Here is a 20,244-nt window from a genome sequence, read left to right as displayed (position 1 = left end):
AAAATGAGCGATAAAATAAGAGGAGGAAAACAAATGTTAGAAAAAATGTTAAACCAAGTAAAAGAGACATCCCCTTTAGTCCATAATATTACAAACTATGTAACTGCCAATGATTGTGCCAATATTTTGCTGGCATGTGGTGGGTCGCCGATTATGGCCGATGATGTGACCGAAGTAGAAGATATTACGAGCATTTGTGACAGTTTAAATATTAATTTAGGGACATTAAATGATCGTTCGTTTGCAGCTATGAAAGCAGCTGGGAAAAAGGCCAATGAGTTAAATCATCCGGTTGTTTTTGATCCAGTGGGTGCGGGAGCTTCTCCATTACGAACAACATCGGCTAATGAGTTAGTAGATACCGTTCAATTCACAGTAATTCGCGGGAATATTTCAGAAATTAAAACGTTGGCGAATGGAAGTGGAACGACACGAGGCGTCGATGCAGATGTGGCTGATCAAGTGACTGAAGACACAATGGAACAAGCAGTAGCCTTTGCGAAAGATTTTGCGAAAAAAACAGGTGCGGTCATTGCAATCACGGGTGCTATTGATATTGTAGCTGATGCGAACCAAGCGTGTTGCATTTACAATGGGCATGCCATGATGAGTCGAGTGACTGGAACAGGCTGTCAATTATCCGCTTTAACAGGAGCATATTTAGCTGCTAATCCGACTGAGCCATTTGAAGCAGCGGTTGCAGCGATAACCGCTATGGGGGTATGTGGAGAAATAGCTCATGAACGCCTAACACCTCAAGATGGCAATGCGACTTATCGAAATTACATGATCGATGCGATGTATCACTTAGATGGAGAAACGTTGAAGCAACGCGCAAAATTAAAGAGAATGTAAGGAGGTCACAACGCATGGAAGTTAAACAAGCAATGTTATTGTATGCATTGACAGACCGTGCATGGGTAGGCCGTCAAACCTTATTAGAGCAAGTTGAAGCAGCTTTAAAAGGGGGCGTAACCTGTGTACAGTTACGTGAAAAACATTTAAATGCGACGGATTTTTTAGTGGAAGCACGTCAAATAAAAGAACGGTGCCAAGTGTATCACGTACCATTTATTATTAACGATAATGTGGATATAGCACTACAATGCGACGCTGATGGCGTACATGTGGGGCAATCCGATATGCCCGCTGAACAAGTACGTCAACTGATTGGACCAAACAAGCTATTAGGTGTATCGGTTCAAACGATTGATCAAGCGAAAGTAGCTGAACAAGCAGGGGCTGATTATGTTGGCGTAGGGGCTGTATTTACGACGTCGACAAAAGCAGATGCGGTTGAAGTCACAATGGATGAATTACGTGCAATTAGTGCGGCGATTCATATACCTGTTGTTGCAATCGGAGGAATTCAGGAAAATAATATGATGCAATTAGCAGGGACTGGCATTGATGGCGTCGCGATGGTTTCAGCTATTTTTTCAGCCGAACAGATAGAAGAACAAACACGAACATTATATCGCATGGCAAGGGAGCTTGTGAAAGAATGATGCGCGGAGCAATTTTTGATGCAGATGGGACGTTATTCGATTCGATGGCAATGTGGGATAATCTCGCAGCGCAGTACTTGAAAAAGCAAGGCATTCAACCTGCTATCAATTTAAAAGAAACGTTGGCGACACAGTCATTAGATGAAGGATTGTCTTATTTAATCGAAACGTATCAACTCAATCAATCACGGCATCAGCTGGCTACTGAACTACACCAAATGATGGAAGCGTTCTATCAACATGACGTTCAGCTCAAACCAGGCGTCAAAGACTTGTTAAGCGACTTAAAGGAACAAGGTGTTGCGATGTGCATAGCGACTGCGTCTGATCGATCACTCATTGAACAGGCGTTAAATCGGTGTGGCATTCAATCGTATTTTTCTGCCATTGTGACGGAAGAAATGGTGGGAGCAAGTAAACAATCCTCATTAATTTATCGAGAAGCATTGACGTATTTAAAGACGACGAAACAAGATACTTGGGTATTTGAAGATGCTTTGCATGCAATTAAAACAGCAACAGCGGATGGATTTAAAGTAATAGGGGTATTCGATGCATCTGAAGCTCGTCAAACAGAGGTGAAACAGCTCGCAACAAAATATATTACATCCTTTGAAGCGTGGGAAGTTCGTCAGGATAAGGAACTATTTAGCCACTAATTGAAGGGTAGGCATGTGAAAATCTATTAATGATGGGTGAAAGGAAGGAAACAATATGAAAACAGCATTGTCGATTGCAGGAAGTGATTCAAGTGGTGGTGCAGGGATTCAAGCGGATTTAAAGGCGATGACTTTAAATGGGGTTTATGCGATGAGTGCCATTACCGCTCTAACCGCTCAAAATACAACAGGAGTACGCGCAATAGAAGAAGTGTCCCCGCAATTTCTAGCGCATCAAATCGATGCCGTATTTGAAGATATCCGTCCTGACGCAGTTAAAATTGGAATGGTCGCTTCTTCTGCATTAATTCATCAAATAAGTGAGCGATTAGCCTTTTATCAAACACAAAACATTGTCGTTGATCCAGTGATGGTCGCAACAAGTGGAGCGAAACTGATTTCCGATGAAGCGATTGAGGCATTAAAAAGCAAGTTACTTCCAATCGCAACAGTCATCACGCCGAATATTGAAGAAGCTGAATTATTGGCTGACTATTCCATCAAAAATGAACAAGACATGATGAAAGCGGCACAAATTATTAGTGAAAAGTATCAATGTAACGTGCTTTGTAAAGGTGGGCATCGGATTAATGATGCGAACGATTATTTATATGGCGAAGGATTCGATCAATGGTTTTATGGGCAACGCATTGATAATCCCAATACACATGGAACAGGATGTACACTGTCTAGTGCAATAGCGGCCTATTTAGCGCAAGGTTTTTCGTTAGTTGAATCGATTAGACAAGCGAAAGATTATCTATCTGGCGCATTAGCTGACGGATTAGATATCGGTCAAGGGAGTGGCCCAATGAATCATGCTTTTCTTTTGAAGCAACTTAATACACAAGCCAACCAAGGATAAAAGGAGGAAATAAAATGACACAAGCAGCATTTGATGGATACGCAACAGCATACGACTCATGGTTTATGGAAAATAATCAACTGTTTGAAAGTGAATTAAAACTATATAAAAAAGTATTAGGGGACGTCCGTGACAAACGCATTTTATCAGTAGGATGTGGTAGTGGTTTGTTCGAAAGTATGTTAACGGATGCACAGATTGAGGGGATTGAACCATCACGTGACATGGGAGAAATCGCTCAAAAACGGGGTGTGGAGATGATTCAATTTGGCACGATTGAACAAGTTGAATTAGAAGAAGCAGCTTATGATGTCATTTATTTTAATGGAAGTTCAAGTTATATTGAAGACCTTACGGCACCTTATGAAAAATGCCGTCGTGCCCTTAAACCAAATGGTCGATTAATCTTGCTTGATGTACCGAAAGAAAGTGGTTTTGGGTTCATGTATTTATTAGCGAAACAAGTGGGCACATTCGATCATGACGATTTAAGAGATGTGTTGCCCCAATTACCTTATCCACTTGAACTATGTGTACATGGTATTTGGCATTCCACTGAAGAAAAAATCGACGTATTAAAAGCAATCGGGTTTGAACAATTTGAATTTTATCAAACACTTTTAAACCACCCAATGTATGCCAATGAACAAGTGGAAGAAGTGATTGAAGGCTATAAACAAGGTGGTTATGTCGCAATTATTGCACATAAATAGAAGGAGCGAATAACGTGACGTTTTCAGCGCAGTTATATGACGAAGTACATACCATTTGGCAACAATGTGCACAACATCCCTTCTTAATCGAAATGGCAACAGGAACATTACCCAAAAGTAAGTATCGCGAATATATGTTGCAAGATTATTGGTATTTAAACGAGTACATCAAATTATATGGCATACTAATCAATCACTCACAACATTTGAGTCATACGAAACAATACAATGAAGCGCTCAGTGAATTATTAATCGAAATTGAATACGTTCATCTACCCGCAATGGAAAAACTGAATATAACACCAACGATGATTGAAGTAGGTCATCCGAATGCAACCAATACCGCTTATACACAGTTTATGTTAAATACTGCTCGAACGTCTGACGAACTCACCGGATTAGTTATTTTACTGAATTGCTCTTGGGCGTATGCGTATCTTGCTAAAGAAGTAGTCAAGCACTATCCAGAAGCTGTGCAACACGCGCTTTATGGGGAATGGTTTCAATCGTATGTTAACGAATCATATCAACAGAATAATCAACAGTTAATTGATCAAGTCGATGCATTAGCACACCACTTAACAGTCACCGAACGCAATCAAATACTGACCATATTTAAACAGTGTGCACAATATGAATTCGCTTTTTTTGAATCGGTCTATACAAAAGCTGAATCACGTGATGCCATCGATTGAAACGATCGAACAAGTAGTTGAAATATTAAGCGGACAAAGGACCACCATTGAAAAATGATGGGGAGAATGATATGATCGATAAATCAGAGAAAATGGATGAATTCCAATGAAAGAAGGTAGAAAACAATGGCGAAAATAATAGCAACAGTAGAATCCGTTGCACAAGCGAAAAAAGTGCTTGAAGCAGGAGTGGATGCCATTCAATTTGGAGAAGATTACTTTGGTTTACGATTAAAACGTTCATTCACACGCGACGAACAAAAAGAATTAGTGGACTTAGCCCATGCATACGGTAAAGAGGCCGATGTATTAGTGAATGCAATTTTTCATAATGATCGCATCAATCAAGTGGAAGAATACTTACGTTTTCTAACATCAATTGGTGTGGATTCGATTGTTGTTGGTGATCCAGGAGTAGTTCAAGTATTAAAGCGTTTAGAACAAAAGCCAGCAATGCGTTATGACATGCAAGTCATGGTGACGAATGCGCGTCAAATTAATTTTTGGGCGAACCGTGGAGCGACAAGTGCAGTCGTGGCACGCGAAGTACCACGTGATGAATTAAAAGCGCTCGTTCAAGGTGCTAATGTACCGATTGAAGTGCTAGTATATGGCCCAACCGCTATTCACCAGTCAAAACGTCCACTCTTAGAAAACTACTTTAACTATGTTCAAAAAGAAGAAGGTCGATCAAGAGAGCGCGACTTGTTTATTAGCGAACCGATGAAAGATGATACACATTATTCTATTTATGAAGATATCAATGGCACACATATTTTTGCTTCGAATGATATTAACTTAGTAATGGAATTAGAAGAACTAAATCAAATGGGCGTAGGCATTTGGAAAATCGATGGACTATTCAGTGAAGAAGAGCCTTATACAGAAATTGTGGCGATTATAACCCGTTTACGTGAAGCCATTAGTAACGGACAATTTAACCGTGAAATGGCAACCATTGCTTACCAAAAACTGAGTCAATTAAAACGTAAAAACCGAGAATTTGATACAGGATTTTATTACAAAGATCCAAAAGAAATTCAATAATAAATACCTCTATCGAGCGGAGTAGTATCCGATTCGATAGAGGTATTTTTAATCGTTTAACAATCTTAAGCCATTTAAAATAACGACAAGTGTACTTCCTTCATGAATAAGAATACTGGAAGTAATATTAGTTTTATCGAGAAGTGTACCCGTAACGAGCAAAGCAACAATAAACATCGCAAAACCAATGTTTTGTTGAATAATGCGTTTCATTTTTTTCGCCAATTGATGTGTATGTATTAATCGATTTAAATCATTTTTCATAAGTACTAAATCAGACACTTCGACAGCAACATCTGTTCCTTCGCCCATTGCAATTCCGACATCTGCTGAAACTAACGCTATGGCATCATTCACACCGTCACCAACCATTGCTGTATAACCATAATGTTGTTGATGTTTTTGAATCAGTTTAGATTTATCATCGGGCATAACGTGGGCTATTATTTCTTCTATTCCGAGTTGCTTTCCAATGGCGTCCCCGGTGAGTTGAGCATCTCCAGTAAGGAGTGTTGTATGTACTTGCTGTTGATTAAAATAATGGATAGCGTTTTTGGCATGGGGACTAGGTTCATCACGTAATCCAATTAAACCAACGACGTGATGATTAACTGCAACAAAAACGACAGTCTGTCCTTCTTGACTCCATTGTTGTTGATAAGCGTGAATCGTTGGATCAACTAGGTTAAATGAATCAGGCTTTCCAATTTGATATAAATCATCATTGAAATAACTAGTTAGACCTTTCCCAATTTGATTCTCCACTTCTAAATCAAAAATTTCAGTTGGGTCAAAGAAATTCACAATCGCTTTTGCAAGCGGATGATTCGATTGACGCTCCATAGCAACAATTACATTGAATAAAAATTCGTGAGGATAGTCATTGTTAAAAAAAGAATGAACCACTTGAGGTTGGCCAGATGTTAACGTCCCTGTTTTATCAAAGGCGATTGCTTCGATATCCGCAAATTTTGCTAAATAAGCACTTCCCCTAGACAAAACACCGTGTCTTGCTAAGTTAGAAGTAGCACTTAGTGATGCGGAGATAGAAGTTGCTGCTAACGCACAAGGAGATGCGGCAACGAGTAAAGTGAGTCCACGTTGAACACTTTCAGACCAAGACCAATTAAATAAAAGGGGCATGAACACCATAAATAGAGCAATCATTATGAGTACAGCATTGACATAAAGAGGTTCAATGTGTTGAATTTTAGTCGTGATAGGTGCTTGATTAGCTTGGTTTTGTTGGACTAATTGAGTGATTTTTGAAAACACCGTATCTTTATGAAGTTTAGTGACCTTCATTTTAAAAGAATCTGTCACATTGATTGTACTTGCAAAGACCGCATCACCTACTGTTTTGTCTTTGGGTAAGCTTTCGCCATTAATTGAAGATTCATTAACCGTTGTTGTTCCTGCAATAATGATGCCGTCAATAGGGATGCTATCGCCATTTAATACAAGTAAATGGTCTCCAACGTTTAATGTGTGGACATCAACAACTTCTGTCGACTCGTCGTCTAAAAGTAAACGTGCAGTTGTCGGATTCATAGCGAGTAAAGCATTAATATCTCTTTTGCTACGTCCTTCTACATAATCTTCTAATAAATGAGCACCAGCAAAAATTAATACGAGTAAAGCGGATTCCCCATAATTTCCCATAATAGCTGAACCAATCGCGGCTAACCCCATTAGAAGATGCGAGTTAGGAGTGAAGCGTTGAGCGATTTTAGAATGTTCGATGGTTTCACTAATCCCTTCAATCAAAATGACATGATACCCCGCTAAAAGAGAAGCCGTGATGTAAAGAATGGCTGAAATAATAGATGGCGATGTAAAAAACGCAAGAATCGCCAGCATAAGTCCGATAAAATAAAGAACGATTGGCCAATTTCCGTGAGTATGATGATGTGAGTGTCCATGTGTGTTTGAAGTTATTTCCATTCGAATCACCTTCCTAATTTTATAAACAATAACCATTCCGATTAAATATGAATATATATTCATATGTTAAAATAAGCATATATCGTAAGTTATGTAAAGTCAAATAAGTTAAGCTAACTAAATATAATCAGCTAGATAATTATTAAGTTTGTTTTTGACATTTAGCATATTTGTGAATAAAATAAAGAGACAGTTGAAAGAGGTGATGACGAATGACAGCATTATCAGAAGAACGCTTAGCTGATAGCGAAATTCAAGCCGTCAGTAAAATATTCAAAACAATCAGTGACCCGACACGTTTATCCATTTTATTTCTTTTAAAGAAAGAACCGTTAAATGTCAATGCGATTGCAGAGAGTATACAAATGGAACAATCTGCCGTTTCTCACCAATTAAAAGTTTTGAAAGAAGCACGCTTAGTAAAATCAGAACGTTCAGGGAAATCAGTGATTTATCAATTAGACGATTTACATGTTTTTAGTATTTTAGAACAAGTATTAACGCATACACGAGAAGAATGTACGCACTAAAATAACGAGGAGGATCTGACTTGGCACGACAAATTAAAAACAAACCAGAAGTATTAGCTCCTGGCGGCACATTAGAAAAATTAAAAACAGCAATCTTATACGGAGCCGATGCTTGTTATATCGGGGGAGAAGCGTATGGCTTAAGAAGCCGCGCAGGAAATTTTGATTATCCAGAGATGAAAGAAGCTGTCGAATTCGCACATGAACATAATGCCAAAATTTATGTAGCAGCAAACATGGTGACTCATGAAGGTGACGAAAAAGGCGCAGGAGAGTTTTTCCGGACAATTCGCGATATCGGAGTTGATGCGGTTTTAATTAGTGATCCGGCGTTAATGGATATTTGTGTGACCGAAGCGCCTGGCTTACCGATTCACTTATCGACTCAAGCGAGTGCAACGAACTACGAAACATTGAATTTCTGGAAAGAAGAAGGATTGGAACGTGTTGTATTAGCACGTGAAGTGTCGATTGAAGAAATTAAAGAAATGCGTGAAAAAGTCGACGTGGAAATTGAAGCATTTATTCATGGCGCTATGTGTATTTCGTATTCCGGGCGTTGTGTTTTAAGTAATCACATGACGAATCGAGACGCTAACCGTGGAGGCTGTGCGCAAAGTTGCCGTTGGAAGTATGGCTTATTTGAACAAGAGTTACCTGGTTTGACTACCGCAGTGGGAAAAGGCGAAGAAGGCATTGAAGAAGCATTCTCGATGAGTGCTGTTGACTTAGCGATGATTGAGCATATTCCCGATATTGTTGAAGCCGGTGTAAATAGTTTAAAAATCGAAGGACGGATGAAATCGATTCATTACGTTGCGACGGTTGCGAACGTTTATCGTGCTGCGGTCGATAGTTACTGTGCGGATCCAGACAACTATGAATTTAAACAAGAGTGGTTAGATGAATTATGGAAAGTGGCTCAACGCGAGTTAGCTACTGGATTCTTCTACAAAACACCTAGCGAGGATGAACAATTATTCGGACCACGTCGTAAAATTCCACAATACGCCTTTGTTGGACAAGTTTTAGATTATGATCCAGCAACACAAATTGCAACAATCCAACAACGAAATAACTTTGGTGTAGGAGATACAGTGGAATTCTTCGGGCCAGGTATGCGCCATTTTCAACAAAAAATTGAGTTGTTGAAAGACGAAGATGGCAATGACATTGATCGTGCACCGCATGCGATGATGATTTGCCAAACTAAAGTCGAACAACCTGTGCAACGTTTTGATATGATTCGTAAACAAAAGAAAGATCGTTCACGTAATCGTCAAAAAAACGAAGCATAATGATGAACAGATAGACGATTAAATAGCAGTTATTTTTGAAAAAAGGTTGACAAACGAAGTATTTCAATTATAATACATGAAGACATTAGGACTTTTAAACTTATCCCGTGAGGTAAGAAAAGCCGAATCAGTTAACTGAAAGCATGAAGTGCATCAAACGCATTTCATGATTTCTCGTGTATTCGATACATGCCATTCATTTGAGATGGAGTTAAGGGTCCTTTTGAATAAAAAGGGCTCTTTTTTGATGCCCAAATGGAGGAGATTGATCAATGGAATTAGAAACACGGAAAATAGAGATGCGATATGATGTGGATGAGCGACCAGAACCTTTATTAAGTGGGTTATTAAGTTTACAACACGTATTTGCAATGTTTGGAGCAACCATCTTAGTCCCATTAATACTTGGTATGCCCGTTTCAGTCGCATTATTTTCAAGTGGGATAGGGACTTTAATTTATAGTGTAGCAACGAAAAGTAAAGTTCCTGTTTATTTAGGTTCTTCCTTTGCTTTTATCTCTGCTATGGCATTTGCAATGGAACAAATGGGTGGAGATGTGAAGGCTGCTCAAAGTGGAATGATATTAGTCGGACTAGTTTATGTTATTGTGGCATTATTCGTCCGTCAATTAGGAACGGGCTGGATTAATCGTTTACTTCCACCAATTGTTATTGGGCCGATGATTATCGTCATAGGATTAGGCTTATCAGCGAGTGCAGTGAAAAATGCAGGGTTTACTAGTGAAGGCTCGGCAAGAGAGATACTGGTGGCGATTGCAACCTTTTTAATCTCAGCTTTTATTAATACACGAGGCAAAGGATTTTTCAAAATTATTCCATTTATCTTTGGGATAGTAGGTGGGTATTTACTAGCTGTTGTTCTTGGATTAGTAGACTTCACTCCAGTCTTAGATGCGCCATGGTTTAAATTGCCAGAATTTATTTTACCGGTAAAAACATCATACTTTGACCACTACGATTTATACTTTGGCCCGGAAGCATTAGCGATTGTCCCTGTTGCCCTAGTGACCATAGCGGAACATATTGGGGATCATACGGTATTGAGTCAAATCGTCGGCCGTCCGTTTTTAAAAAATCCAGGCTTACACCGTACATTAGTCGGTGATGGGATTGCAACGAGTGTTTCTGCATTACTCGGAGGACCAGCGAACACGACATACGGTGAAAATACAGGAGTGATTGCTTTAACGCGAATTGCTTCTGTGTCAGTGATTAAACAAGCTGCATGTATCGCCATTGTATTAAGTTTCTTAGGAAAATTCACCGCCTTAATTGCAACAATCCCAGCTGCTGTTTTAGGTGGCATGTCCATTCTATTGTATGGTGTGATTGCATCAAATGGGTTGAAAGTCTTGATTGAAAATAATGTAGACTTTAGGGAAGTCAGAAACTTAATTATTGCGAGTTCCATGCTTGTTTTAGGAATGGGTGGAGCGACATTAGATTTAGGTGTAATCACTTTAACAGGAACGACTCTATGTGCATTCACTGGAGTGATTATGAACTTAATTTTACCCAAAACCGGATATAACGATTAAACGATAAAAGAAGAAACGAAGCAGTAAGTACGACGCGAGTTGTATTTACTGCTTTTTATTTATCGGCCTTTAGCATGATTTTTATTTTTTTTACTCATTTTATTCGTTATTCCTTATAAAAAGAATTATAATGAACTTAAAATAAGGAACAAAAGTTAGAGAAGGAAGGTGACGTGTTGACTCGACCAGTTGATTTCAATTTAGTAAGAGAATTACTCGACAAAACAGAACAAGAAGTAAAAAAGATGGCGCCTTTACGAATTATGGTTGCGGGAAAAACAGGTGTAGGAAAGAGTACGTTAATTAATAGCTTGTTTCGCGAAAATTTAGCGACAACCGGTATGGGGCAACCCGTCACACAGCATTTGGAACGCATTGAAAAAAAGGGCGTGCCAATGATTCTCTACGATACACGCGGTTTAGAACTGAATGAGAATATTGATGAGCTGTTTGAACAAGAATTACAAGAAGTATTAACTGAAAATAAAGCGAATCATTTTGAAAAATTGCACTTAGTCTACTATTGTATAAACGCACAAAGCAAACGGATTGAGCCGGCAGAAATACAACTCATCAAACGAATAGCGAGTGAAGTGCCGGTTTTATTAGTGATTACTCAATCGATTGGAACGCCTGCTGCAGATTTTGCCCAATACATTCAATCACTGAATTTACCGATTGAAGGAATATTTAACGTTATGGCGAAGCCTTATCCGATTTATGAACAAGTGACTATTCCCGCAAGTGGTTTGAAAGAATTAGTGGATCAAACATTTGAAACAATTCCTGAATCGAGTCGTAATGCATTTACCAACATGCAAAAAGTAGATACGACTCAAAAAGTGACACGAGCACGTAAATGGGTTAAAAAGTACATCTATAGTTCATTTGGTGTAGGATTTACGCCCATTCCTTTTTCTGACGCGACGTTACTTGTTCCGATGCAAGTGACGATGATGGCACATATTACCGCTATTTTTGGGGTGACGTTAGATCAAGCCACATTAACTGCTATGATCGGAACAATTGGGGGAACGACTGGCGCAACTTTTGTTGGTCGATTTATCGTTTCAAATATTGTGAAATTAGTGCCAGGCATTGGAACGGTTGCGGGTTCTTTAGTTAGTGGCGCAACTGCTGCTAGCTTAACAACTGCTTTAGGCTACAGTTATATCGAAGTATTAGCACTGTTCAATCGAAAAGAAATCGCGCAGCAAGTTATTGAACCAGAAGCGCTCGCAAACATGTTAAAACGAAAAATCGACATGCGCATTGAACATACCCCATTGACCGCTATAAAAGAAGAATTAGTCCCTTTACTCGAAAATCATGCAGCAAATGATGAACAAACGGTATCAGAACGTGGGAAACAGTATGTCCGTGTGATGACGCACTTAGCGGCGCTATCATTGACCCACTCGAAACGTCAGTTGAATCAAATTGGTCGGCCGTTGAGTCAATTAGGAAAAAAACGTCTATACAATCTATTAAAACGATATAAAAAGAAAAGTGAGGAATAACGTTGCGAACTTTAATTATTGTGACACATCCATCCTATACAAGCAGTACGACCCAACATTTTTTTAAAGAGAGTACAGCTGGATTAGAACAAGTCACTTGGCATGTTTTAGACCAACAAATTAAAGCAGATGGGCATTTTGATGTTACTGCTGAACAACAATTAGTAGCAACTCATGATCGCATTATTTTCCAGTTCCCTTTGTATTGGTACAGTGCGCCGTTCTTATTGAAGCAATGGATCGATGAAGTCATTGATTGGAACTTAAAAAAGAAATCCTCAAAGGAACTCGGGTTAGTAGTTACATTAGGAGTGAAGGCGAGTCATTTTCAAAGTGGTGGACGAGAAGGGTTTACTTTATCGGAGTTATATCGACCATTTCATGCCCTTGCCCAGACATTGCATTGGACTTTTTTACCACCGTTGAACGTTTTTAAGTTTGCGCAGTTAACAGAAGATGAAAAGAAATTATTACTTATTCGTTATCGTCGCTATGTGACTCATAATCGTGAGGATTCATTGATTCAACGAGAAACTTGGGCAGTCAACGAGTTAGAGCAATTGATTGCACAAACAACCGATGCGTCGAGAAAAATGCAACTGCAACTTGTAGTCGATGTACTGTTGAACAATCAACAACAACGACTGGATTTAGAACATGAATTAGAACCTTTTCGTTGGGAGCGTGATTAGATGCAAGTGAGACAATCGCAATTATTTGAACAATTGCAAGCGCTAGATCAGACGAGTACGCATTATATGGAGCGCGCCTTGTTAGTCGAAATTGAACAGATTCTACTCGAACAAGAAAAACGACTGCAACAAGCACAAGGCGAATTAGATGCCTATTTATGGGCACACGACACATCATTAGAATAAAACAAAGACAAAGTAAAAACTCCCTCACCACGACAGGTGGCAGGGAGTTTTTTTGTGAAATAATTGATTCAATTAGGCAAAGCTAACAAGGAAGTAACGTTTTTTACCGCGACGAATAACGATAAAGCGTTCTTCAATCGCCAATTGCTCGCTAATTTGTGCATCAACATCGGTAATTCGCTCACCGTTAATCGATAGTGCACCATTTTTAATATCTTCACGAGCTTGACGACGACTTGGTTCAATCGCTAAATCAACTAACCAAGGAACTAAGTCAAATGTTCCTTTTTCGCTGACTACATGTGGCATATTTTTCATACCAGATTCAATTTCATCAGCTGTCAAAGCTTTAATATCGCCTTTGAAGAGAGATTCTGTAATACGAAGGGCACTTTCAAGTCCAGCTTCGCCATGAACAAAACGAGTCACTTCTTCTGCTAAAGTCCGTTGAGCTAAACGTTTATGCGGTTCATTCGCAACCGATTCTTCTAATGCTTGAATGTCTTCTTGTGATAAGAAAGTAAAGAATTTCAAGTATTTAATGACATCACGATCATCTTGATTAATCCAGAATTGGTAGAATTCGTAAGGTGTCGTTTTCTTAGGATCTAACCAAACAGCTCCACCAGCTGACTTACCAAACTTAGTCCCATCAGCTTTTAACATTAATGGAATAGTTAGACCATATGCTTTCGCTTCAGGACCTTCTTTTTTACGAATGAAGTCAAGACCAGATGTAATATTTCCCCATTGATCACTTCCACCAATTTGTAGTTGAATGCCATGCGTTTTGTATAAGTGATGGAAATCAACGGATTGAAGAATTTGGTAAGAGAATTCTGTAAAGGAAATCCCTGTTTCTAAACGACTTGCGACAACATCTTTTGCTAACATTTGGTTAATGTTGAAGTTTTTACCAACATCACGTAAAAAATCAAGTAAGCTGTATTCACTTAACCATTCGTTGTTATCAACAAAGACAACTTCTGGTAAATGAGAATCATTACTTGGGAAAATTCGACGAGTTTGTTCCATTAAAGCTTGTGTATTTTGTTTCACTTGTTCTGCCGTTTGTAAACTACGCTCTGACGTACGTCCTGATGGATCTCCAATTGAACCAGTCCCACCACCAATTAATACAACAGGGGTATGCCCAGCTAATTGAAAACGACGAAGTAACATAAAGGGAATTAAATGACCAATGTGCAAAGAATCTCCCGTTGGATCAAAGCCACAGTATACGCGAATCGCTTGCTCTTGTGTTAATGCCGCTAAACCTTCAGCGTCAGTTTGTTGATTAATCGCGCCACGCCATGATAAATCTTCGATAATATTCATAGATAACACTCCTTTTATTGTATTTAAATCATATAAAAAAACGACAAAAAACGCCCCTATAAAAATAGGGACGCTGAACGTGGTACCACCCAAGTGTTTCACTCTTTTCATCACTGTGACCAGGAGCTAAATGATAGTGTTGAGTGTAATTCATTAAGTCACCTTGGTTAAGTTCCAGCTTCCCTTAACTTTCTGTGTGTCCATTGACTTAACTACTGCGTTCAACATTAGCTTCATATGATTTAATTATTAAAAACATTGTAACGAAAGTCATCACAATAAGCAAGATGTTAATGGAGCCACTTGCAAATTATTTGTTACAAATCAAAGTAAAAAGGGTTTTATATGACATACAACGGCTCAGACCAAAGTCTTAAATTACAGCTATGTTACAATTTAGATACGAATCCGTATAACGCCTTTATTTTAATAGAAAACATGATATGATTTTATCAGTCAGTAAAAGACAGAGTTTATTTGATTTATAAAACTAAAATTATCCATCGATAAGATGTATCGAGATAACGACGAAAAAATGCTGGGAGGCAAACACACGTGTCTAAGAAATCATTAAAGTTATTATTAACTAGTTCATTATTAGCAGTTAGCGCCGTTGCACCTTTAAATATTGCATCAATCAATGCAGATGAAGTAAGCAGAACTACTTTAGAAGAAATTAAAGCAAAACAAGCAGAAACACAATCTGCAATGAATAATGTATCTAGTCGTTTGGCAGAAGCACAAGCTCGCGCTAATGCGATTATGTTAAGTCAACAAGAAACAACAAAAGAAATTGAAGCATTAAAACAAAAAATTAATCAAAAATCAATGGAGATTGAAAAACGTCAATCAAAATTAGAACAACAAGCACGTATGATGCAATCAAAACGTTTAAACAAAGCGTTAGTAGAATTTGTATTTGGCGGAAAAGACTTCCAAGAAGTGATTAGCCGTTTACGTATTGTTACAAACTTATTAAATGCAAACAGCCATCTAGTGTCAGAACAAAAACAAGATCAACAACAATTAGAACAAGATAAAGTTCAATTAGAACAAAAATTAGCTTTACAACAAAAAAATGCTTATGAACTAGAATCATTGAAAGATTCTTTATCTAACGAATATTTAGCATTAAATGAACGCTCACAAAACTTGAGCAAACAAGAAGCAGAAGAAGTACAACGTCGTATAGCAGCAGAACAAGCGGCACAAGCAGCTAGAGAAGCAGAAGAAGCTCGTCGTATTGCAGAAGAACGTGCAGCTAAAGAAGCAGAAGAAAAAGCTGCAGAAGAAGCACGTGCATTAGTTCGAGCAACTGAACAAGCTCATGCAGCACAACAAGTTCAAGCTGCTGAAGAAGTAGCAACACCTCAAACTTATACAGCACCAATTGCAACACCAGTAGCGCCTGTTCAATCAGCACCAGTTGCTCCATCAACAACAGGTGGCGTATTAGGGATTGCACAACAATATATTGGAACACCTTACGTGTGGGGTGGCTCAAACCCTAACAGTGGTTTCGACTGTTCAGGATTTGTTCAATATGTATATGCACAAATGGGTATTAACTTACCACGTGTAACTTACAATATGGAACATGCAGGAACATATATTTCAGTAAGTGAAGCACAACCAGGCGACTTATTATTCTGGGGCGCACAAGGTTCAAGTTATCACGTAGCAATTTATATGGGTAACGGTCAATACATCGACGCACCTCAACCAGGTGGTACAGTAGGTATCCGTTCAAACAGCTGGAGCGCACCAAGTTTCGCAGTTCGTCTATAATTATCATATAACAATAAGTGAGAGTAAGCTGAGGCTTGCTCTTTTTTTTATTGCCAAATATGAAGGAATATTGACGTGATTCTTTTTGAAAAAATTGAATAATTCGGTATAAAAATAAGGCCATACGCTCAAGTAAAGTACCCTTTATGATATAATAGTAGAGATTGAATAAAAGGAGGATAATGATGACGACGAATAAAACATTTTACATAACAACACCTATTTATTACCCAAGTGGACGATTACATATAGGAAATACTTATACCACAGTTGCCTGTGATGTAATGGCCCGTTACAAACGCTTAATGGGACATGATGTTTATTACTTAACAGGAATGGATGAACATGGTCAAAAAATCGAATTGAAATCGAAAGAACTAGGATTAGATCCACAAACTTACGTAGATGGTATGGCAGAGGACATTCAAAAGTTGTGGAAACAATTAAGAATATCTAATGACGGCTTCATTCGTACAACAGATCCTAAACATATGGCAGCTGTTCAAAATATTTTTGAACGTTTCTTAGAACAAGGCGATATTTATTTAGGCAAGTATGAAGGTTGGTATTCGGTTTCTGATGAAGAATTCTTTACTGAATCACAGTTAGAAGAAGTATATAAAGATGAAAATGGTCAAGTCATTGGTGGAGTAGCACCAAGTGGCCATCAAGTACAATGGGTAGAAGAACCAACATATTTCTTTAAAATGAGTCGCTATGCTGATTGTTTAGTAGAATATTACGAAGCAATGCCTGAATTCATCCTACCTGAATCACGTAAAAATGAAATGATTAACAATTTTATCAAACCAGGTTTAGAAGATTTATCCGTAACACGAACAAGCTTCACATGGGGTGTTCCAGTGAAGAGTGACCCTGAACATGTCATTTATGTTTGGTTAGACGCGCTAACAAACTACATTACAGCATTAGGATATGGTACGGATGAAGATGAATTGTTCCAAAAATTCTGGCCAGCCAATGTGCATATGATTGGAAAAGAAATTGTTCGTTTCCACGCTATCTATTGGCCAATCTTCTTAATGGCACTTGATTTACCATTACCAAAACAAATTTTTGGTCACGGCTGGTTATTGATGAAAGACGGTAAAATGTCTAAATCAAAAGGAAATGTCGTTTATCCTGATCAATTAGTAGAACGTTATGGCTTAGACGCTTTACGTTACTATTTAATGCGTGAAGTAAGCTTTGGTAGCGACGGCGTCTTCACACCAGAAAGCTACATTACACGAATTAACGTAGACTTAGCGAATGATTTAGGTAACTTATTAAACCGTACGATTGCGATGATTAATAAGTATTTTGACGGTGAAGTTCCAATGGCTGAAGCGACTGAAACAGCCTTTGATGCAGACTTTAGAGCGGTTATTCAACAAGAAGTAACCACTTACTTTGAAGAAATGGAAGCGATGCGCTTCTCTCGTGGATTAATGAGTGCATGGACAATCGTAAGTCGGGCAAACAAATATATCGATGAAACAACTCCATGGACGTTAGCTAAAGACGAAGCAGAACGTGGCACTTTAGCACGTGTGATGGTAGAACTAGTAGATGCCTTACGAATTGTGGCAACTTTAGTTCAGCCAGTTTTACTAGACGCACCAGAAGCGATTGTGACCCAATTAGGTTTTGACGTTCGTGTTTTAGAACAATTAGAAGGAATTCAATCCGGTCAATTACCAGAACAATTGACCGTTGTTAAAAAAGGACAACCAATCTTCCCACGCTTAGATTTAGAAGAAGAAACACAAGTTATTCGTGATTGGATGACACCAACTAAGCAAGCAGAAGAAGTGTCAGAAGAAGAGGAAGGCGCATTTGATCCGAGCGAAACGACGTTGAATTTAACGAAAAAGGCAATCAAGTATGATCAATTTGAAGCCATTGAATTAAAAGTAGCGGAAGTCATTGCTTGTCAAAAAGTAAAAGGTGCCGATAAATTATTACAATTTAAATTAGACGCAGGCGATGAAGGTTACCGCCAAATTTTATCCGGCGTTGCCGAATTTTATCCAGACCCCGAAGCATTAGTGGGAGAAAAAGTATGTATTGTGGCCAACTTAAAACCACGTAAAATGCGTGGCGAATTAAGCCAAGGAATGATTTTATCAGCTGAAAAAGATGGTCAATTAGAAATCGTTCGTGCACCGAAAAATATTCCAAACGGTGCAATCATCGCTTAATGGAGTTGAAACAAAAGAAAGAAGGATTAGATGGTTCGTTTATTTGATACGCACACGCACATTAATACAGAAGTGTTCTTTGGAAAAGAAGCTGAAACGATTGAACGTGCAAAAACATTTCATGCTCACTATTTAAATGTCGTTGGATTTGACTATCCAACGATTAAACGCGCCATTGAACTGGCTGAGCAATACGAACAAGTTTGGGCCATTATTGGTTGGCATCCAACAGAAAGTTACGCTTATGATGCGACAGTTGAAAAGTATTTAATCGAGCAACTAGCCCATCCGAAAGTAGTAGCAATGGGTGAAATGGGATTAGATTATTATTGGGACACGTCAACACCGGCTGATCAAGAACGGGCCTTTCGTCGCCAACTAGCCATTGCGCGCGAAATGAAATTACCTGTTATTATTCATAATCGTGATGCAATTGCTGATTGTTATCGTATTTTAAAAGAAGAAAAAGTATACGAAACAGGTGGTGTAATGCATAGTTTTAATGGAGATCCAGAGTATACGGAGCGATTTTTAGATTTAGATATGCATTTATCATATAGCGGGGTGTTAACGTTCAAAAATGCACCAGAAGTTCGTGCGTCTGCACAAATCGTTCCGGCCAACCGCTATTTAATTGAAACAGACTGCCCATATTTAGCGCCTGTTCCATACCGGGGCAAACAAAATGAACCAGCGTATGTTCAATATGTAGCGACAGAAATGGCAAAAGTCCGTCAAATTAGCTATGAACAAGTGGGAAGAGAAACGACGCAAAATGCGATGAAACTCTTCGGACTTGAAAAAGAGGGTTGGGCGGTTGAATAAGGAATACAACTGGGAAGATTTTCCTTTTGAATCGGTAGTCATTGTAGTCGAAGGAAAGAGTGATCAACAGCGTTTAGCATTAGTTGATTCACGTCTTCAAACGATTGCAACGGGTGGTTCAGCTGTTTCTGAAGCAGTTCAAATCGAATTAGCACAATTGGAACAAACGAAGTGGCTCATGATTTTTACCGATCCGGATGTACAAGGAGAACGAATTCGACGCATTTTAAAAGAACGATTGTCACATCCACCGATTGATTTGTACTTAAGACGACATGAAGCCCGCTCATCGCGCAATAAAGACAAAAGTTTAGGGATTGAACACGCGCAATTAGAAACGTTACGAGAAGTTTTGTGGAGTGGTATGGCGAGAATAACGACTGAATCAGAACGCCAAGCACAAACCGCTAGCGATCTGAACGCGTCCGATTTATTAGCACTGCATCTCGTTGGTCATCCGAAAGCACGGCGTCGTCGGGAAGCCTTATTAGAGGCGTTACGCATGGGCTATGTGAATGGGAAACATTTACTTGAACGCTTGAAATGGCATCAAGTAACTAAAGGTCAATTGATTCAAACCTTAGACCAACTCGAGTCGAGCGACCCTTCATTAAAATAAAGTGAGAAGATAAAAAGAATAAATGCCATAAAGCATTGACTTTTATTTGATGCACGCTATAATAGGAACAACGCATCAAAAAGGAGAGTAAGGCATGCACTTGAATCGAATGACCCATCCACTAAATAAAAATTGGCAAGTCGACTAGATACAGGTTGTCTGTGCATGTTTATTCTACATGGATACAACCTTCATTTCAGATGAACGAGTATCTATGTGGGCGACAACAAGGATTAACATGACCGCGTAGAGTA

At 38.8% G+C, this 20,244-nt stretch carries 19 protein-coding genes; 17 read left to right on the top strand and 2 right to left on the bottom strand.

What is annotated here, in order from left to right; all coding sequences use genetic code 11:
• Positions 1 to 33 precede the first annotated feature (33 nt).
• The 7 genes from thiM to L866_RS0100620 all read left to right on the top strand — a co-directional run bounded on the left by thiM (position 34) and on the right by L866_RS0100620 (position 5,487).
• Entirely contained in the window at positions 34 to 855 is an 822-nt protein-coding gene (thiM, locus tag L866_RS0100650) for a hydroxyethylthiazole kinase (RefSeq protein ID WP_025728146.1), read from the top strand.
• 14 nt (positions 856 to 869) lie between these two features.
• Entirely contained in the window at positions 870 to 1,508 is a 639-nt protein-coding gene (gene thiE / locus L866_RS0100645; RefSeq protein WP_025728144.1) for a thiamine phosphate synthase, read from the top strand.
• Positions 1,508 to 2,167 carry an HAD family hydrolase gene (locus tag L866_RS0100640; protein ID WP_025728142.1) on the top strand — a complete coding sequence of 220 codons (660 nt, stop codon included), beginning with the start codon at positions 1,508 to 1,510 and terminating at the stop codon, positions 2,165 to 2,167. The genes thiE and L866_RS0100640 overlap by 1 nt, the downstream gene beginning before the upstream one ends.
• A gap of 55 nt (positions 2,168 to 2,222) precedes the next feature.
• On the top strand, positions 2,223 to 3,032 hold the full coding sequence (gene thiD, locus L866_RS0100635; protein WP_025728140.1) for a bifunctional hydroxymethylpyrimidine kinase/phosphomethylpyrimidine kinase: 810 nt from the start codon (positions 2,223 to 2,225) through the stop codon (positions 3,030 to 3,032).
• 14 nt (positions 3,033 to 3,046) lie between these two features.
• Positions 3,047 to 3,745, top strand: a complete 699-nt coding sequence (locus L866_RS0100630) for a class I SAM-dependent DNA methyltransferase (protein ID WP_025728138.1) — start codon at positions 3,047 to 3,049, stop codon at positions 3,743 to 3,745.
• Between the two features lie 14 nt (positions 3,746 to 3,759).
• Positions 3,760 to 4,440, top strand: a complete 681-nt coding sequence (locus tag L866_RS0100625) for a thiaminase II/PqqC family protein (protein WP_025728136.1) — start codon at positions 3,760 to 3,762, stop codon at positions 4,438 to 4,440.
• Between the two features lie 126 nt (positions 4,441 to 4,566).
• Entirely contained in the window at positions 4,567 to 5,487 is a 921-nt protein-coding gene (locus L866_RS0100620) for a peptidase U32 family protein (protein WP_025728134.1), read from the top strand.
• Positions 5,488 to 5,535: 48 nt separating this feature from the next.
• On the opposite strand, the gene L866_RS0100615 is transcribed toward L866_RS0100620, so the two are convergent.
• Positions 5,536 to 7,431, bottom strand: a complete 1,896-nt coding sequence (locus L866_RS0100615) for a heavy metal translocating P-type ATPase (protein ID WP_035445801.1) — start codon at positions 7,429 to 7,431, stop codon at positions 5,536 to 5,538.
• 212 nt (positions 7,432 to 7,643) lie between these two features.
• On the opposite strand from L866_RS0100615, the gene L866_RS0100610 reads away from it, so the two are divergent.
• The 6 genes from L866_RS0100610 to L866_RS0100585 all read left to right on the top strand — a co-directional run bounded on the left by L866_RS0100610 (position 7,644) and on the right by L866_RS0100585 (position 13,216).
• Entirely contained in the window at positions 7,644 to 7,961 is a 318-nt protein-coding gene (locus L866_RS0100610; RefSeq protein ID WP_025728131.1) for an ArsR/SmtB family transcription factor, read from the top strand.
• Between the two features lie 20 nt (positions 7,962 to 7,981).
• Positions 7,982 to 9,259 carry a peptidase U32 family protein gene (locus L866_RS0100605; protein ID WP_025728129.1) on the top strand — a complete coding sequence of 426 codons (1,278 nt, stop codon included), beginning with the start codon at positions 7,982 to 7,984 and terminating at the stop codon, positions 9,257 to 9,259.
• A gap of 272 nt (positions 9,260 to 9,531) precedes the next feature.
• Entirely contained in the window at positions 9,532 to 10,818 is a 1,287-nt protein-coding gene (locus L866_RS0100600; protein ID WP_025728127.1) for a uracil-xanthine permease family protein, read from the top strand.
• 176 nt (positions 10,819 to 10,994) lie between these two features.
• Positions 10,995 to 12,338, top strand: coding sequence for a YcjF family protein (locus L866_RS08280; RefSeq protein WP_025728126.1), 1,344 nt, complete (start codon positions 10,995 to 10,997; stop codon positions 12,336 to 12,338).
• Between the two features lie 2 nt (positions 12,339 to 12,340).
• Positions 12,341 to 13,030 (top strand): NAD(P)H-dependent oxidoreductase, encoded by a 690-nt coding sequence (locus L866_RS0100590; RefSeq protein ID WP_025728124.1) that lies wholly within the window; start codon positions 12,341 to 12,343, stop codon positions 13,028 to 13,030.
• Positions 13,031 to 13,216, top strand: coding sequence for a hypothetical protein (locus tag L866_RS0100585; protein ID WP_025728122.1), 186 nt, complete (start codon positions 13,031 to 13,033; stop codon positions 13,214 to 13,216). It begins immediately after the preceding gene.
• 72 nt (positions 13,217 to 13,288) lie between these two features.
• Here the strand turns inward: L866_RS0100585 and tyrS are convergent, their stop codons facing one another.
• Complete coding sequence (gene tyrS, locus L866_RS0100580) at positions 13,289 to 14,554, bottom strand: tyrosine--tRNA ligase (protein ID WP_025728120.1); 1,266 nt, start codon at positions 14,552 to 14,554, stop codon at positions 13,289 to 13,291.
• Positions 14,555 to 15,109: 555 nt separating this feature from the next.
• Between tyrS and L866_RS08935 the strand changes: the two genes are divergently transcribed.
• From L866_RS08935 to L866_RS0100560, 4 genes are all read left to right on the top strand, one after another.
• Positions 15,110 to 16,342, top strand: a complete 1,233-nt coding sequence (locus tag L866_RS08935; protein ID WP_025728118.1) for a C40 family peptidase — start codon at positions 15,110 to 15,112, stop codon at positions 16,340 to 16,342.
• Positions 16,343 to 16,527: 185 nt separating this feature from the next.
• Positions 16,528 to 18,546 (top strand): methionine--tRNA ligase, encoded by a 2,019-nt coding sequence (gene metG / locus L866_RS0100570; RefSeq protein ID WP_025728116.1) that lies wholly within the window; start codon positions 16,528 to 16,530, stop codon positions 18,544 to 18,546.
• A 30-nt stretch (positions 18,547 to 18,576) separates the two neighbouring features.
• A complete protein-coding gene (locus L866_RS0100565) occupies positions 18,577 to 19,371 on the top strand; it encodes a TatD family hydrolase (protein ID WP_025728114.1) in 795 nt (264 codons plus the stop codon).
• Positions 19,364 to 19,990: a ribonuclease M5 gene (locus tag L866_RS0100560; protein ID WP_025728112.1), complete on the top strand. Its 627-nt coding sequence runs from the start codon at positions 19,364 to 19,366 to the stop codon at positions 19,988 to 19,990. The genes L866_RS0100565 and L866_RS0100560 overlap by 8 nt, the downstream gene beginning before the upstream one ends.
• Positions 19,991 to 20,244 lie beyond the last annotated feature (254 nt).

Source organism: Atopobacter phocae ATCC BAA-285, from assembly GCF_000526675.1.
Lineage (GTDB): Bacteria > Bacillota > Bacilli > Lactobacillales > Aerococcaceae > Atopobacter > Atopobacter phocae.
Note: the sequence above shows the minus strand (reverse complement) of the source record. Positions and strands in the feature narration are given on the sequence as shown.

What these genes read in the sequence shown, in the direction of transcription:
- metG (WP_025728116.1), top strand. Translation starts at nt 16,528, where the DNA reads ATGACGACGAATAAAACATTTTACATAACAACACCTATTTATTACCCA.
- thiM (WP_025728146.1), top strand. Translation starts at nt 34, where the DNA reads ATGTTAGAAAAAATGTTAAACCAAGTAAAAGAGACATCCCCTTTAGTC.
- L866_RS0100620 (WP_025728134.1), top strand. Translation starts at nt 4,567, where the DNA reads ATGGCGAAAATAATAGCAACAGTAGAATCCGTTGCACAAGCGAAAAAA.
- L866_RS0100610 (WP_025728131.1), top strand. Translation starts at nt 7,644, where the DNA reads ATGACAGCATTATCAGAAGAACGCTTAGCTGATAGCGAAATTCAAGCC.
- L866_RS0100615 (WP_035445801.1), bottom strand. Translation starts at nt 7,431, where the DNA reads ATGGAAATAACTTCAAACACACATGGACACTCACATCATCATACTCAC.
- thiE (WP_025728144.1), top strand. Translation starts at nt 870, where the DNA reads ATGGAAGTTAAACAAGCAATGTTATTGTATGCATTGACAGACCGTGCA.
- L866_RS0100640 (WP_025728142.1), top strand. Translation starts at nt 1,508, where the DNA reads ATGCGCGGAGCAATTTTTGATGCAGATGGGACGTTATTCGATTCGATG.
- L866_RS0100585 (WP_025728122.1), top strand. Translation starts at nt 13,031, where the DNA reads ATGCAAGTGAGACAATCGCAATTATTTGAACAATTGCAAGCGCTAGAT.
- thiD (WP_025728140.1), top strand. Translation starts at nt 2,223, where the DNA reads ATGAAAACAGCATTGTCGATTGCAGGAAGTGATTCAAGTGGTGGTGCA.
- L866_RS0100630 (WP_025728138.1), top strand. Translation starts at nt 3,047, where the DNA reads ATGACACAAGCAGCATTTGATGGATACGCAACAGCATACGACTCATGG.
- L866_RS0100565 (WP_025728114.1), top strand. Translation starts at nt 18,577, where the DNA reads ATGGTTCGTTTATTTGATACGCACACGCACATTAATACAGAAGTGTTC.
- tyrS (WP_025728120.1), bottom strand. Translation starts at nt 14,554, where the DNA reads ATGAATATTATCGAAGATTTATCATGGCGTGGCGCGATTAATCAACAA.
- L866_RS0100600 (WP_025728127.1), top strand. Translation starts at nt 9,532, where the DNA reads ATGGAATTAGAAACACGGAAAATAGAGATGCGATATGATGTGGATGAG.